Raw genomic sequence first — 14,335 nt, forward strand, 5'->3', positions numbered from 1 at the left:
CCCCCGCCCCCGCGACGCGCGTCACTCTCGCCTTGGACCATGGCGTCCCCGACCCCTCGAGCCTGTATCCCAGGCCGCGCACCGTGCTGATGTAGGCGCCCGGCTCGTCCGAGAGCTTGGCGCGCAGCTTGCTGATGCAGACCATCACGTTGTTCTCTGCCGCGAGGTAGCGCTCCTCCCACCCGGCCTCGTAAATCTGCCTCTTGGTGAAGACCCTGCCGGGGTGGGACATCATGAGCTCCATGATCCGGTACTCGACCGGTGTGAGCTCCACCGCCTCCCCCGCCCGGGTGAGACGGCAGGCGTCGAGATCCAGCTCCAGGTCGCGCACCACAAGCCTCGGCGAGACGGGCAGGGACGACGTCGTCCGCACGGCCCCTCCGCCCGAGGGCAGCGGTCGGGCGTCGATGTCGTACACGCGGCGCATGAGCGAGTTGACCCGCGCCACCGCTTCGAGCGGGCTGAAGGGCTTCACCAGGTAGTCGTCGGCACCCAGGTCGAGGCCGATGACCTTCTCGGCATCCTGGCCCTTGGCGGAGATGAGCACCACGGGCGTGGGTCGCTCCGCGCGCAGCTGCCTCAGCACCTCGTAGCCGTCGAGCTGCGGCATCATGATGTCCAGGAGGCAGATGTCGACGGGCTCCTCGCGTAGGAGGCGCAGGGCCTCCCTGCCGTCGGCCGCCTCGGCGACGCGGTAGCCCGCGTTCTGGAGGTAGAGGCGCAGCACCTCGCGTATCTCGTCCTCGTCGTCGGCGACGAGGACCGTGTGGAGTCCGTCCCCGGCCATCCCTGCTCCCTTCGCGCGCGCCGCCCGGACCTCGAGTCCGGGCGGCCTTGGACATTCGATGGTAGCGCTGGCAGGCTAGCCCTGCAGCCCCTCAGGCGCGACGGGTGAAGACTGGTCGGGTGCGACGGGCGCGGCCTCGTCGGACGCCACCGGCAGCACGCGGGAGTCGCTCCCGTAGCGCAGCGCCTCGTAGAGGGCGGCGTAGGTCATCTGCCTGTAGGGCGCCACATAGAAGACGTCCAGAATGCCCAGGGTCGCGAGCGAGAGCAGGTCCCAGCCCAAGAACGAGAGGTCGAGCACGAAGGCCTTCCACTTGTTGCCGTCCATGAGGGCCTTGCTCTGGGCGAAGGCCTCCTCGCGGGTCAGCTTGGGGTCGTCGGCGAGCAGGTACGGGATCATGCGGTACTCGTAGCTCTTGACGATGCCGGGGACCACGAGCAGGAGGCTCCACAGGAAGACGTAGAGCTCGCGGAAGAAGAGGGTCTTCACGTTCTCCGCGTAGTTGCGGTCGAAGCCCCGCCCGCACTCGCCCACCTCGGCGCGCTGGTTGAGGTTCCTCAGGAAGAAGCGAGACGTGCCCACCAGCAGGGGCTGAAGGACCAGGATGTCCAGGGCGATTATGGCCACGACCACCAGCAGCATGAAGAGGCAGAACAGGATCACCAGGGGCAGGAACACCGCCGCCATCTGCGCGGAGCCGAGCTCCTCGCCCGCGTCCTGGCGCTCTGCCACCGGGGTGGAGGAGGCGATGCCGGAGTCCCTTCCGGCGGACGCCGATGCGTCGTTCCTGCCCGCGGAGGAATCCGTGCCTTCCTCGTGTCCGTGCTCGGCCTCGGTGCTCTCCTCCAGCTCATAGTGCTGCTCCGAGGTCGAGGCGGCGGGCCCGAGCCCCATGAGGGCGGCCATGCCGCTCGCCGCCGAGCTGAACGCGCTGGCTCCCCCGGCGCCGCCGCCGATCACGAAGGTGACCACGAGCGCCACCAGGACGGTCTTCCAGTAGTTGGCCCTGAGGCTGGCCTTGCCCTTCTCCTTGAGCTCGCTGCGTTCCCACATGACGTCTCCTTAGACGGGGTCCTTCGGTTGCAAGCCCATGATGGGCCACGACCCTGAGGGAAACGTGAGCCAAACCATAACGTTGCCTTAAGACACGAGCCCCAAGCGACTACGTAGACGCTTGGGGCTCGCTGATGACACTTCAAGGCAGCCGCCACTACGATCGACAAAGTACCCTTCTGCCCAGTTCCAGACAACCAAGGATTCCCTGGTTGCCACCGCAGCCTGCCTCTATGATGTAGGACTCCATGCTTCCCAGGTCATTCGTCGAGATGTAACCGTTTAAGTTCTTGAGCGCTTTTGCACGGACCAGAGGGAAGAGCTGGGACTGCTTCATTACCCCACCACCCAGCACGATACGCTGGGGAGAGTAGCAAAGCACATAGTTGGCAATTGCTTGGGCAAGATAGTCACTCTCGAGCTCCCATACTTCAACTCTATCTGCAAGTGCGTTGGCGGGCTCCCCCCACCGCGCTTCGATGGCAGGACCAGATGCCAGCCCCTCCAGGCAACTCAAATGGTAGGGGCAGACACTTTGTAACTCATCTTCGGGCTGGCGCGCCACTAACATGTGACCAGCCTCGGGATGCAATAAACCATGCAGGAGCTTTCCGTCGACGAGCACTCCCGCGCCGATTCCCGTGCCAACTGTTATGTAGACCACATGGGTTAGTCCTTGGGCTGCTCCAAACCTAGCCTCACCCAAGCAGGCAACGTTCACGTCAGTATCATAGCCAATGGGAACGTCTAGGCCTTTCTTGAGCTCTCCGTAGAAGTCGTAGCCCTTCCAACCAGGCTTGGGGGTATCCAGCACGTAACCAAAGTCTGCCGCTTCAGGATTTACACGTGTTGGGCCAAAAGCGCCGACTCCCAGTGCATCCACTTTGCGCGCATGGAACCAACCGATCATATGCGGCACGCACTCCTCGGGAAGGGTCGTTGGAATCTCCGCCCTTTCCATGATTTCCCCGTCGGCAGTTCCCACGGCAAGAACCATTTTCGTGCCGCCCGCTTCAAGTGCCCCAATGCGAGGCGCGGAGGCAGACTCTATTCCGCTCTGGATGAGCGCCATATTTAGCCTTCCAATCCCTCATTGATGAGCATGGCAATTGCAGCGGGATCCGCAGGCCGCCTCACGGCCTCTCGGAACTCCTCCTTCATCAGTAGAACGGCAGTCTGGGAAAGAAGCTTGAGGTGTGTCGTTCCGGCCTCAATCTCGGGCACGTATAGAGCGATGCAAATATCAACAGGCTGATCATCAAAGGAGGGCCAGTCCATCGGTTCCTTGGTGCAAGCAACAACGACGCCGGCACTTTTGATGACCTTGTCCTTGGCATGGGGAATTGCAAAGCCGTTTGTAAGTCCGGTTGTACCCTCCTCCTCGCGGAACTTGAAGGCTGACAGAGTTTCCTTCACGGAATCCGCCAGACCCAGCTCAACAGCCTTGCGCGAGAGGAACTCAAGCATTTCCTCCCTGCTTTTTATATCCAAATCAAGGAAGACGTTTGCCGCGCTCATGAACTTACTCATGGTCACATCACTCGCTTTCTCTATATAAAAATGGAGCCCCGACGCGCAGGCGAGGAGGCCCCATCAAGCATATGGGAAGCTAGTTCAGCTTCTGCCTCCACTGAGCAATACCCGCCTCACGGTAGAGCGCAGCCTTACCCACGCTGTCAAAAAGCTCCATCTTGTGCTTGAGCACCTGCTTGCCCGCCTCAATGCACTCGGGGAAGAGGTTGTTGGGATCCCAACCTGAATTAGGCTGAGAAAGAATCTCACGCGCCTTGGCAAAGAACGCATGCTTGTAGTCAGAGGAGATGTTGACCTTCTGGATGCCTACGCGCACCGCCTCGGCAATCTCGGCGTCAGGGTTGCTGGAACCGCCATGCAGCACCAGAGGGATGTCAACTACCTCCTTGATCTGCTCGAGGACGTCGATGCGAATCTTTGGAGTAACCCCCTCGGGATAGATGCCATGGCAGGTGCCAATGGCAACAGCCAGTGTGTCGACGCCCGTCTCCGCGATAAAACGCTTCGCATCAGCGGGATCCGTGTATTGCACCTCGGTGACACCGCCCTCGATGGTCACGCCAGTGTTTCCGATGGTGCCCAGCTCACCCTCCACTGACACATCAACCATATGGCAGTAGCGAACTACCTCTGCGGTCTTCGTGATGTTCTCCTCGAGGGGAAGCAGAGAAGCATCAATCATCACGGAGCTGAAGCCCACATGAACAGCACGCATGATGCTCTCGATCGAGTCGCCGTGATCCATATGAATCACGAATGGCACAGGGCTGTTGGAGACGCGGGCGACCATGTACTTCACGAAGTCATCCTTGCAATAGGCAAGCTCCGTAGGATGCACCGCAATGATCGCCGGCGAATCATTCTCCTCGGCTGCCTCCACAACGGTACGGAAGAGGTTGGATTCGGAGACGTTATAGGCCCCCACCGCAAAGTGATTCTGCTTGGCAACCTCAAGCATTTGGCTCATATTCAACAGCATGTGCGTCTTCTTTCTCTTAATTATGTCTAACGTGCCGTCTTTGCGTTCCACAAGCAGGAGCGTCTATACATGACTTGCAACGGCCTAGGCCTTGTTGGCAGATCCCGCAAGCTCGATATATCGCTTGAGAACCTCCCCGCCCGCCTCTGCAGCTCGCGTAGCAAGGCTCGGATAGTCCAATTCGGGGTCTGCAGCAAGGGCTTGGCGTACGAACTCACGCTGGGCATTCATGTAGTCGGTACCGACGTTGATCTTGTTGATGCCCACCTCAAGCGAGCGCTTTATGTTCTCAGCACCAGCGCCAGAGCCGCCGTGCAGTACCAGCGGGCAACCCGTGGCCTCCTTAATCCTCTCCACTATGTCAAAGTGGAAGGTTGGCACATAACCCTCTGGATAGTTACCGTGCGTCGAACCATACGAGACGGCAAGCGCATCGACACCCGTCTCTTTGATAAAGCTGATGGCAGCTTCTGGTTCGGTATACATGTCCGCGTCGGTAAATCCAGAGCCCTCGCCCACTAAACCCATGTTGCCAACTTCTGCTTCGACGCTTGCCCCATAGGGCTCCGCGAAGCTCACCACATCACGCGTCACGCGGACGTTATCCTCAAAGGGAAGTGCCGAAGCGTCAACCATGACACTGGAAAACCCCTCGTGCACGCAACGCTTGAGATGCCGCACATCGCTTCCGTGATCAAGATTGAGGGCAACGGGAACAGGTGAATCCTGTGCCATACGGATGATGGGATTCGTGATGAGGTTGCAATCGACAATGCTCTTCAGATGATCTTGCAGCAGGTCAATGATGATGGGAGACCTCATTGCCTCTGCAGCCTGGATGATGCCATGAGTGCTCTCGATGTTGAAGGCGTTAATTGCCATCACCGCATATGAGCCTTCATTTGCCTTTCGGAGCATTTCGCGCATGGAAACGTACATGAATTTGATGTCCTCTCTATGCTCAATATGCGGACGGTCGGTCTAGTGAGGGCGTGAGGCCACTTACCTCACGCCCCATTGCCGCTACTCGAAGCTCAGGCTAGAAAGATCGACTTCCTCTTCCTCCACCAGCTTCTCCTTCTCGGGATCGACACGCTTCTTGAGGAGGATCAGGAGGACGGCGGTTACAGCAGAGCCTGCCGCCAGGGCAACCAGGGCCCAGCCGGGATTAGTCATTGCGGGCACCACGAACATGCCGCCGGAGGGAACGCGGGACTCCACTCCCATGGAGAAGGCAATGGCACCACACGTTGCATCACCAAGAGCGGTAGCAATAACGGTGCGAACCAGATCATTCATGGCGATGGGAATGACGCCTTCGGTAATCATGCAGATTCCCATGGGGAAGGCAACCTTGATGTTCTCTTCTTCCTCCTTGTAAAAGATGGGCTTCTTAATGGCCTTGGAGAGCACGAGCGCGAGTGCCACGCCAAAAGGAGGAACCATGGAGCCAAGGACCTTGACTGCCTCGGGGCCATAAATTCCATCTGCCATCATGCCGTCACAGATGAGGTTGGGAACCTTGGAAATTGCACCGCCGTAGTCAAGGTGCTGAATAAGGCCTAGAATGAAACCGTAGGCAAGCTTCTGGCTCTGGTCAAGCCCCTTGATGAAGGAGGTGAGAGCTGCAGTCAGGGCAGAAATGGGACCTCCCAGCAGGAAGATCATCAACAGGCCCGCGCAGATTGCCGTAAGGGTGGGAACGATCATCATGGGCATGAGTGCCTGGGCCCATTTGGGAGGCTTAATGTAGGTCTCACAGATGAGCGCAATATAACCGGCAAGGATGCCGCCAATCAAACCACCCAGGAAACCGGCGCCCAGAACATTGGCAACCATACCCATGATGAAGCCAGGGGCAATACCGGGGCGGTCCGCAATGGCAAAAGCGGTATAACCCGAGATGAAAGCGGGCAGCAGCCCCATGCCTAGGACGCCCATGGTGGTCAGTGCGCTAGGAACGGTCATCGCTGCCAAGAGGTCAGAGACCGTCTTGATGTTCTCGCCATCAATGGTGAGGTTCTGCCCACCCGCAAGGTTACCAATGGCGATGAGCAGGCCAGAAGCGACGACCAACGGAAGCAGGTATCCAATGGCAGTAAGTATTGCCGCCTTTATGTCGACTTTCTTCAATTCCGAAGCCATTACATATCCTTCCTCTATGTATGAGCAATGCCTGTGAACGACTTCTTTTACATGCGCAGACGTCTAAGCTTGCTTAGAGAGCTCCTCATGAAGCTTCTGGATAATCTGCTTTGGCGCCTTAATCGCGAGGTCCGTTGGAATCTTCATGACCTTCTTGCTGCTGAAGCGCTCCGTGCCCTCAACGTGCACGTCGACACACAGAAGCACGCAATCTGCCTCGGCAATTTGCTCCGCAGTCAGCTCGTTTTCAACGCCAATAGTGCCCTGGGTCTCCATGTGAATCTCGTCGCCAGCTGCCTGCGCGGCACTCACAATTGCCTCTCTCGCCATGTAGGTGTGTGCGATACCACTGCAGCACGCACAGATGCCAACGATCTTCATAATCGTCTCCTCTCCCCTGTACAAAATTACCCTCTGAAGCTGAGTGCACGTCGACTATGCAACCCCTGCAAATGGGTTTGTGAAACTGTGTTTCACTATATTTTATTTTTTGGAATATTGTACCATCACGAATATGGGAGATGTCAGCGGTCAACTTTTCCCGACGAGCGGTTTCCGTTGGCAACAGGAACTATGAGAGGCGTGCCAGCTAGCCAATGGTCACCGGCAAATCCTTGTCGAAACCTAAGCTCTTGTGCTCGATCTGCGTGCGTTCGGAGGCAAACTGTACGCTCGAAAGCGTCAGAGCAAAGATAGTCTCTGCAAGAAAGTCGAAGGGAACATGAGAGGAGAACTGAACGCCAGAGAGCATTTGATCCCCAGACACAGCCTGCAAAACAACGGTGCTTCGCTCCGCAAGCGACGAAGTGGGGTTCGAAGTGATGAAAATGACTGGAGCATTGGCATCCTCTGCATTGTCCACCATAACCTCCAGGCGCTTCGAATAGCCCGAGGAGGAGATTAGGATGAGCACGTCGTCATGCCTTAGTGCCATCGAAGAAAGAATCATCGACTCCGATGTAGCCCCACAGAAGGATCGAATGCCTATCTGCCCAAACTTGAAGGAGAGATTCTCACAGATGGGTATTGAATTTCCTACAGCCCCGAACACCACGTTGTTTGCGTTGAGAATGAGCTGAATTGCTCTCTTCATTTCATCCTCATTGATGGCTGCCACAGTCGAGCGAAGCTCTTGGACTTTTGTCGCAAGGATGAACTCCACCGACCCGCGAATGTCATCTGCGTCGACTTCCTTTGCGACATCTGCAGCAGGGGCCTCCGAAGCGCGAGATGCCTCCGCAGCAAGCGCAAGCCTGAGATCGGCAAAGCTATCGAAACCGAGGCTCTTGACAAAGCGTGACACTGTTGCAGGGGATGACATGCTCTCTCTTGCGATCTCTCGCACAGAGAGGTAAGTGGTCTCGACCAGATGTCGCACGATGTAATCGGCCACACGCTGCTCAGTCTCCGTTAGGGCGCCATACATTCCATAGATCTGATCGACGATACCCAGGTTTCTATTCATAAGAAGGCTTTCCCGCAGAGACTTCTGACGGGATAACCTTATCCCCTTGGCAATAAATTAGTTTGTACGAATAGGATACGCGGGTGGTTTCCTTGGTTGAATCGCAGTAATCCGACATACGGCATTAGGAATGAGCGTCAGACAACAGTAGCCGATTCCATGTCTGCCTTCGAAAGAGCAGTAACGTATTGAATTCGATGCGCCGTATGACACAACGTTGGTCACTCAGTCCGAACCTGTCAGTCGCTTTCCAATAATACTTGCACGCCGCCAGCCCAAGCGTCCTACTGCGGCAGGGGCGGGTCCCCCGCGCCGGGAACGCGACAGTAGGTCCGGGTGAGCTCGAGGAGCCGCTCCTCCAGCTCCCGCGTCAGGGCCCCCTCTCGCATGCGCCAGCTCCAGTTGCCGCCCAGGGTCGACGGCACGTTGATGCGTGCCTCGTTGCCCAGGTCGAGGAGGTCCTGCATGGAATAGATGCAGGTGTCGCTCACGGATGCGGCGATGCCGCGGTTCATCGCCGCAGACAGCGGCTCGCCGGGCGCCTGGTGCAGGTAGCGCCGCGCCTGGGCGAGCTGCTCGGCGCTGGCCGCGTCCCGTTCCCAGCCGCGCGCGGTCATGTTGTCATGCGTTCCCACGTAGGCGACGGTGTTGGGCAGGTAGTGGTGGGGCAGGTAGTACGAGTCGTTTCGGCCGTCGAAGCCAAACTGCAGGATCTTCATGCCCGGGTAGCCCGTCGCGTCGCGCAGGGCAAGGACCTCCGGGGTCATGAAGCCCAGGTCCTCGGCGATGATGGGAAGCTCGCCCAGCTCCTGCCTGACGCGCTCGAAGAGGCAGATGCCCGGCCCCTGGCGCCAGGACCCGGCGGCCGAGCTCGCCGCCCCGAAGGGCACGCCCCAGTACGACTCGAAGCCGCGGAAATGGTCGATCCTGACCAGGTCATAGAGCTCGAGGCTCGACCTCAGGCGCTCGACCCACCAAGAGTAGCCATCGGCCCCCATGCGCTTCCAGTCGTAGATGGGATTGCCCCAGTACTGGCCCGTGGCCGAGAACTGGTCGGGCGGCGTCCCCGCGACCAGCGCGGGCGCGCCCGTCTCGTCCGTCATGAAGAGCTCGGGGGCAGACCACATCTCGGCCGAGTCGCGCGGGACGTAGATGGGGATGTCGCCTATGACACGCACGCCGCGCCCGTTGGCGTAGCCCTTGAGGCGGGACCACTGGCCGAAGAAGAGGTACTGGGTCATCTGGTGGTAGAGGTAGCGCTCGCGCCGCTCTGCACAGAGGGCGTCGACCGCAGGGCCGGGGCGGCGGAACTCCTCCGGCCACTCCCAGAAGGGCCCGAGGCCGAACTCCTCCTTGCAGACCATGAACTGGCAGTAGGGCGCGAGCCAGGGGTCACTCGCGCGGACGAAGGCGTCCAGGTCCTCGGGCGGGGCGGCCAGGAAGCGGGGCAGCGCGCGCTCCAGCAAGATCCTGCGTCCGCGGAAGACGGCCCCGTAGTCGATGCGACAGGGGTCGTCCCCCAGCTCCGCCGATTCGAGCTCGCCCTCCTCGAGCCAGCCCTCGCGCACGAGCCCCTCGAGGTCGACGAGGTTGGGGTTTCCCGCATGCGCCGAGAACGACTGGTAGGGGGAGTCCCCGTAGCTCGTGGTGGTCAGGGGGAGCAGCTACCAGTAGCGCTGGCGGCTCCGGGCGAGAAAGTCCACGAACTCTCTCGCCGTGCGCCCGAAGCCGCCGATGCCCCCCGGCCCGGGCAGCGAGAACGCCGGCAGCAGGATTCCGCTCGCACGCTCCATGTCCCAGCTCCTCTCGCCGCCATGTCTCCCACGATAGCTTGGCGCGGGCGACGTCGTCGTGTCGTTTTCCCAGGCCGTGGCCCCGGCCCGAGCAGGCAGGCCGGGGTCCTTAAGCCGAGCCGCAGAGAGAGTCGCGGCTACGGCCTGACGAGGTTGTTGCCGCTCTGCTTGTCGAAGAGGTGGATGGCGTTCTGGTCGAACTTGAAGGAGATGCGCTCGCCGTCGGCGAAGCTGCCGCCCTCGCGTTCGAAGTCGACCGTGGGGATGACCAGGACGAGCTCGCTGCCCTCGACCGTCACATGCACGTGGACCGTGGAGCCCATGAGCTCGGACACCTCGACCGTGCCCCAGATGGCGTCCGGGTCGTCCGCGCGCGCGAGCGAGATCTGCTCGGGGCGCACGCCGGCGACGACCTCGGAGGTACCATCGACCCAAGACTCGGAGAGGCGGTTGCAGGTCTGGGGGGCGAGCGCTATGTCGTGGTCGCTCGTCTCGAGGTGGTACTCGTTGCCCACGTGCACCAGATGGGCGTCGAAGAAGTTCATCTGGGGCATGCCGATGAAGCCGGCCACAAAGAGGTTGGCGGGATGGTTGAAGACCTCCTGCGGAGTGCCGATCTGCTGGACGTAGCCGTCCTTCATGATCACGATGCGGTCGCCCAGGGTCATGGCCTCGGTCTGATCGTGCGTGACGTAGATGAAGGTCCCGCTCACCTTGTGGCGCAGCTTGATGAGCTCGGCACGCATCTGGTTGCGCAGCTTCGCGTCGAGGTTGGAGAGGGGCTCGTCCATGAGGAAGACCTTGGGGTCGCGCACGATGGCACGGCCGATGGCCACGCGCTGGCGCTGCCCGCCCGATAGCGCCTTGGGCTTGCGGTCGAGGTAGGGGGTGATGCCCAGGGTCTCGGCGGCGTCGCGGACCTTGCGGTCTATCTCGGCGGGGTCGACCTTCTTGAGCTTGAGGGTGAAGGCCATGTTCTCGTACACCGTCATGTTTGGGTACAGGGCGTAGCTCTGGAAGACCATGGCGATGTCGCGGTCCTTGGGGGCCACGTCGTTCACGCGACGGCCGTCGATGAGCAGGTCACCGGAGCTGATGTCCTCCAGGCCGGCGATCATGCGCAGGGTGGTGGACTTGCCGCAGCCCGAGGGCCCCACCAGCACCACGAACTCGCCGTCGCCCACCGTGAGATCGAAGTCCTGCACGGCCACGACGCCCTCGGAGGTGACCTCCAGGTTGCTCTTGCGCTCCTCCTCGCGGCGGCGTCCGAAGAGGCCACGGCGGCCCCGCTCGTTGGGATAGACCTTCTTGATGTTCTTGAGGACGATCTGTGCCATCTTCCTTGCCTTTCATGCCCTGCGCCCGGTGCGGGCGCCCGTGGTAGTTGCGAGACTAGCCCTTGACCGCGCCCGAGACCACGCCACTTATGATGTAGCGCTGGCAGACCAGGTACACCACGACGATGGGGACGATGACCATCATGATGCAGGCCATCATGGGCCCCAGCTCCACGTGGCCGTAGCCGCCGCGGAAGTACTGGATCAGGATGGGTATGGTCTTGTACTTGGTGCTGTCCAGGACCAGGTAGGGCAGGAGGTAGTCGTTCCACACCCACATGGTCTCGAGGATTCCGACCGAGATGTAGGTGGGCTTCATGATGGGGAGCACCACGTGAAAGAAGGTCTGCACGGGGTTGCAGCCGTCGATGGTGGCGGCCTCCTCTATCTCGAGCGGGATCGTCTTGACGAAGCCCGCGAACATGAAGACCGCCAGGCCCGCGCCGAAGCCCAGGTAGATGAAGCAGATGTTGAACGGCGTGTTGAGGCCCATGGAGTCGGCCACGTTGGAGAGGGTGAACATGAGCATCTGGAAGGGCACGACCATCGAAAAGACGAAGAGGTAGTACAGGCCCTTGCAGAGTCGGCTGTTCACGCGCACAACGTACCAGGCGCACATGGAGCAGCACACGAGTATCAGCGCGACCGAGGTCACGGTGATGACGAGCGAGTAGGCGAAGGCAGAGGCGAAGCCCTGCTTCGAGAGGGCGCTCACGTAGTTCGCAAGCCCCGCCGCGTTCTGGGGCCCCACCAGCTCGAAGGCCGTGCTGGTCCCGATGCTCGACTCGTCCTTGAGCGAGTTCATGAGGATCATGAACATGGGGTACACCCACGCCAGGCTCAGCACGGTGAAGAAGGCCGAGAGCACGCGGTTGATGGTTCTCTCCCTTTGCATTACTGCTGCACCTCCTTGGACTTGGTGAGCCTGAGCTGGACGAGCGAGATGGCGATGACCAGAAGGCAGAAGATGACGGCCTTGGCCTGCCCGATGCCCATCCACTTGGCTCCTGCCCTCGAGTAGAAGGTGCTGTAGATGTTCAGGGCGAGGAGCTCGCTCGAGTGGCTCGGCTCTCCGCCCGTGAGCGCGAGGTTCTGGTCGAAGAGCTTGAAGCCGTTGGTGATGGTGAGGAAGAGGCAGATGGTGATGGTGGGCATGAGGTTGGGGATCTTGACCTTCCACAGCGTCTGCCAGGCGTTGGCCCCATCCACCTTGGCCGCCTCGAGGTAGTCGCTGGGGATGGACTGCAGACCGGCGATGTAGATGATCATCATGTAGCCGATCTGCTGCCAGAGGGTGAGGACCACCAGGCCCCAGAAGCCCGCGTGGGTGTTGAGGGCCAGGAGCTGCTGGCCGACGTTAGCCAGGACGCAGTTGATGAGAATCTGCCAGATGTAGCCCAGCACGATGCCGCCGATGAGGTTGGGCATGAAGAAGACCGTGCGGAAGGCGTTGGTGCCCCAGAGACGGCTGCGAGTAAAGGCTAGCGCGATGGCCAGGGCTATGACGTTGACCAGCACAGTGACCGTCACGGTGAAGAGCGCCGTGAGCCAGAAGGCGTGCGCGAACTGCGGGTCAGAGAGAGCGGCCGCATAGTTGCTCAGGCCGACGAAGGTCGGGTTGGAGATGCTGATGAACTGGCAGAACGAGAGGTAGGCGCCCTCGGCGAACGGGATGACGAAGCCGAAGACGAACGAGAGCGCCGTGGGCAGCACGAAGAGCGGCCACCACTTCCTGAGTGACTTAACCATGCACGCGTTCCCTTCTCAGGTCGCAGGGGCGGGCGGCGCGCGAGCCGACCGCCCCGGGATGACGTCATCGCGGAGGAGGGATGCGCCTAGGCGGTCGCGGCCTTCTCCTTCGCCCAGCCGTCCACGAAGGCTGCCTGGACGCCGTCCCAGCCGGCGGTTCCGGCGGCATAGGCGGTCAGCGCGCTGGAGAGGCCCTTCTTCCATTCCTCGGAGGGAATGTGGACGAAGGCCCAGGTGACGGGCTCCTTGCCGTCCTCGACGGCCTTCTTGGCGATCTTGGCGAAGGGGTTGGCGGTCTCCTTGGCGGAATTGAAGGGGCAGGTGAAGCCCATGCCGTCGGCGAGGGCGGTGGTGCCCTTGTCGGAGGTGACGACCCAGTAGAGGAAGTCGAGGGTAGCCTGCTGGTCGTCGGCGGAGGCCTGGCTGTTCACGCACCAGTAGTTCTCGCCGCCGGAGCACATGCCCTGCTTCTCCTCGCCCGCAGCGCCGATGTAGAGGGGCAGCATGCCCAGCTTGTCGTCGCCCAGGGACTTGACGTCCTTGTAGGACCAGGTGCCGTTCTGGTAGAAGACGGCCTCGCCGTTCACGAACTCGTTGACCGCGTCGTCGCCGGTCTTGGAGGCGAGCTGAGCGGGGTCGACGGTGCTGTCGGTAATATAGAGGTCGAAGATGTCCTTGTAGTTGGGCAGGTAGGTGCCCTTGATGGCGTCGGTGTCCTCCTCGCCGTCGGCCTTGAGCTCGTAGTAGATGGGCATGTTGGCGAGGTGGGTTGTGTAGCGCCAGTTGGAGCTGGAGTCCATGCCCGCGCTGGTGAAGGCGCCCTTGACACCCAGCTCGTCCTTGCGGGCCTGGATGTCGTCGGCGACCTTCTTGAGGCTCGCGAAGCTGGTGATGTCAGACTCGGAGTAGCCCGCCTTCTGGAGCAGCTCCTTGTTGTAGATGATGCCGTAGTCCTCCTCGACGTAGTCGATGCCGTAGACCTTGCCGTCCGCCTTGAGCGCGAGGGCCGGGTTGCTCAGCTCGCCGTAGACCTGGCTGCCGCTGAGGTCGAGACAGTAGTCCTTCCAATTCTGCAGTCCCACGGGGCCGTTGACCTGGAAGAGGGTGGGGGCGGAGCTCTTGGACATCTCGCTCTGGAGCTTCTCCTCGTAGGTGTCGGACGCGGCGGTCACGACGGACACGGGAATGCCCGTCTCTTCCGTGTATGCCTTGGCCAGGGCCTGCCACTGCTCGTCCGCCTCGGGCTTGAAGTTGAGGTAGTAGACCGAGCCCTTCTTGGCGTCGCCACTGCCGGAGCTTGCGCTGCCGGCGTCGCCCGACTTGCCACAGCCCACGAGCGCGAGGCCAAGGAGCCCCGTCGCGCCCATGCCGATGAAGCCACGCCTGCTGATGTCGTTCGCCTTCATGTCTCTCTCCTCTTCAGCACCCGCACCGGCACGCCCTGGCACCGGCATCCGCACGTCCTGGGACGCCTTGCGTCCCTCTTGCCTAAGG

General features: G+C 60.9%; 15 protein-coding genes. All 15 read right to left on the reverse strand.

Going from position 1 to position 14,335, the window contains the following annotated elements; all coding sequences use genetic code 11:
• A partial coding sequence (locus tag ACMPH2_RS00585; protein ID WP_417118337.1) for a response regulator transcription factor occupies window positions 1-787 on the reverse strand: 787 nt, incomplete at its 3' end.
• A gap of 75 nt (window positions 788-862) precedes the next feature.
• Entirely contained in the window at window positions 863-1,840 is a 978-nt protein-coding gene (locus ACMPH2_RS00590) for a DUF975 family protein (RefSeq protein ID WP_417118338.1), read from the reverse strand.
• 157 nt (window positions 1,841-1,997) lie between these two features.
• A complete protein-coding gene (locus ACMPH2_RS00595; RefSeq protein WP_062531750.1) occupies window positions 1,998-2,912 on the reverse strand; it encodes an ROK family protein in 915 nt (304 codons plus the stop codon).
• Between the two features lie 2 nt (window positions 2,913-2,914).
• Entirely contained in the window at window positions 2,915-3,370 is a 456-nt protein-coding gene (locus ACMPH2_RS00600; RefSeq protein ID WP_417118339.1) for a PTS sugar transporter subunit IIA, read from the reverse strand.
• Between the two features lie 79 nt (window positions 3,371-3,449).
• Window positions 3,450-4,352, reverse strand: a complete 903-nt coding sequence (locus tag ACMPH2_RS00605; RefSeq protein WP_062531749.1) for a ketose-bisphosphate aldolase — start codon at window positions 4,350-4,352, stop codon at window positions 3,450-3,452.
• An 84-nt stretch (window positions 4,353-4,436) separates the two neighbouring features.
• Entirely contained in the window at window positions 4,437-5,291 is an 855-nt protein-coding gene (locus ACMPH2_RS00610) for a class II fructose-bisphosphate aldolase (RefSeq protein WP_417118340.1), read from the reverse strand.
• Between the two features lie 84 nt (window positions 5,292-5,375).
• Window positions 5,376-6,497, reverse strand: coding sequence for a PTS fructose transporter subunit IIC (locus ACMPH2_RS00615; protein WP_197414996.1), 1,122 nt, complete (start codon window positions 6,495-6,497; stop codon window positions 5,376-5,378).
• 63 nt (window positions 6,498-6,560) lie between these two features.
• The gene (locus ACMPH2_RS00620; RefSeq protein ID WP_062531747.1) at window positions 6,561-6,878 is read right to left on the reverse strand and encodes a PTS fructose transporter subunit IIB; all 318 of its coding nucleotides are present in this window, start codon (window positions 6,876-6,878) and stop codon (window positions 6,561-6,563) included.
• Between the two features lie 208 nt (window positions 6,879-7,086).
• Complete coding sequence (locus ACMPH2_RS00625) at window positions 7,087-7,962, reverse strand: MurR/RpiR family transcriptional regulator (RefSeq protein WP_417118341.1); 876 nt, start codon at window positions 7,960-7,962, stop codon at window positions 7,087-7,089.
• A gap of 284 nt (window positions 7,963-8,246) precedes the next feature.
• Complete coding sequence (gene malQ / locus ACMPH2_RS00630; RefSeq protein WP_417118423.1) at window positions 8,247-9,626, reverse strand: 4-alpha-glucanotransferase; 1,380 nt, start codon at window positions 9,624-9,626, stop codon at window positions 8,247-8,249.
• Window positions 9,627-9,755, reverse strand: a complete 129-nt coding sequence (locus tag ACMPH2_RS00635) for a 4-alpha-glucanotransferase (protein WP_303132529.1) — start codon at window positions 9,753-9,755, stop codon at window positions 9,627-9,629.
• 137 nt (window positions 9,756-9,892) lie between these two features.
• Window positions 9,893-11,092 (reverse strand): ABC transporter ATP-binding protein, encoded by a 1,200-nt coding sequence (locus tag ACMPH2_RS00640; protein WP_417118342.1) that lies wholly within the window; start codon window positions 11,090-11,092, stop codon window positions 9,893-9,895.
• A 55-nt stretch (window positions 11,093-11,147) separates the two neighbouring features.
• Window positions 11,148-11,987 carry a carbohydrate ABC transporter permease gene (locus ACMPH2_RS00645; protein WP_009278589.1) on the reverse strand — a complete coding sequence of 280 codons (840 nt, stop codon included), beginning with the start codon at window positions 11,985-11,987 and terminating at the stop codon, window positions 11,148-11,150.
• Complete coding sequence (locus ACMPH2_RS00650; protein ID WP_072500234.1) at window positions 11,987-12,841, reverse strand: carbohydrate ABC transporter permease; 855 nt, start codon at window positions 12,839-12,841, stop codon at window positions 11,987-11,989. Before ACMPH2_RS00650 ends, ACMPH2_RS00645 begins: the two co-directional genes overlap by 1 nt.
• Before the next feature lie 86 nt (window positions 12,842-12,927).
• The gene (locus ACMPH2_RS00655; RefSeq protein ID WP_303132525.1) at window positions 12,928-14,247 is read right to left on the reverse strand and encodes an ABC transporter substrate-binding protein; all 1,320 of its coding nucleotides are present in this window, start codon (window positions 14,245-14,247) and stop codon (window positions 12,928-12,930) included.
• Between the last annotated feature and the right edge of the window lie 88 nt (window positions 14,248-14,335).

It is taken from the genome of Olsenella phocaeensis, from assembly GCF_048189965.1.
In the GTDB taxonomy this organism is placed as follows: domain Bacteria; phylum Actinomycetota; class Coriobacteriia; order Coriobacteriales; family Atopobiaceae; genus Olsenella_I; species Olsenella_I phocaeensis.

What these genes read in the sequence shown, in the direction of transcription:
- ACMPH2_RS00590 (WP_417118338.1), bottom strand. Translation starts at nt 1,840, where the DNA reads ATGTGGGAACGCAGCGAGCTCAAGGAGAAGGGCAAGGCCAGCCTCAGG.
- ACMPH2_RS00595 (WP_062531750.1), bottom strand. Translation starts at nt 2,912, where the DNA reads ATGGCGCTCATCCAGAGCGGAATAGAGTCTGCCTCCGCGCCTCGCATT.
- ACMPH2_RS00600 (WP_417118339.1), bottom strand. Translation starts at nt 3,370, where the DNA reads ATGAGTAAGTTCATGAGCGCGGCAAACGTCTTCCTTGATTTGGATATA.
- ACMPH2_RS00605 (WP_062531749.1), bottom strand. Translation starts at nt 4,352, where the DNA reads ATGCTGTTGAATATGAGCCAAATGCTTGAGGTTGCCAAGCAGAATCAC.
- ACMPH2_RS00610 (WP_417118340.1), bottom strand. Translation starts at nt 5,291, where the DNA reads ATGTACGTTTCCATGCGCGAAATGCTCCGAAAGGCAAATGAAGGCTCA.
- ACMPH2_RS00615 (WP_197414996.1), bottom strand. Translation starts at nt 6,497, where the DNA reads ATGGCTTCGGAATTGAAGAAAGTCGACATAAAGGCGGCAATACTTACT.
- ACMPH2_RS00620 (WP_062531747.1), bottom strand. Translation starts at nt 6,878, where the DNA reads ATGAAGATCGTTGGCATCTGTGCGTGCTGCAGTGGTATCGCACACACC.
- ACMPH2_RS00625 (WP_417118341.1), bottom strand. Translation starts at nt 7,962, where the DNA reads ATGAATAGAAACCTGGGTATCGTCGATCAGATCTATGGAATGTATGGC.
- ACMPH2_RS00635 (WP_303132529.1), bottom strand. Translation starts at nt 9,755, where the DNA reads ATGGAGCGTGCGAGCGGAATCCTGCTGCCGGCGTTCTCGCTGCCCGGG.
- ACMPH2_RS00640 (WP_417118342.1), bottom strand. Translation starts at nt 11,092, where the DNA reads ATGGCACAGATCGTCCTCAAGAACATCAAGAAGGTCTATCCCAACGAG.
- ACMPH2_RS00645 (WP_009278589.1), bottom strand. Translation starts at nt 11,987, where the DNA reads ATGCAAAGGGAGAGAACCATCAACCGCGTGCTCTCGGCCTTCTTCACC.
- ACMPH2_RS00650 (WP_072500234.1), bottom strand. Translation starts at nt 12,841, where the DNA reads ATGGTTAAGTCACTCAGGAAGTGGTGGCCGCTCTTCGTGCTGCCCACG.
- ACMPH2_RS00655 (WP_303132525.1), bottom strand. Translation starts at nt 14,247, where the DNA reads ATGAAGGCGAACGACATCAGCAGGCGTGGCTTCATCGGCATGGGCGCG.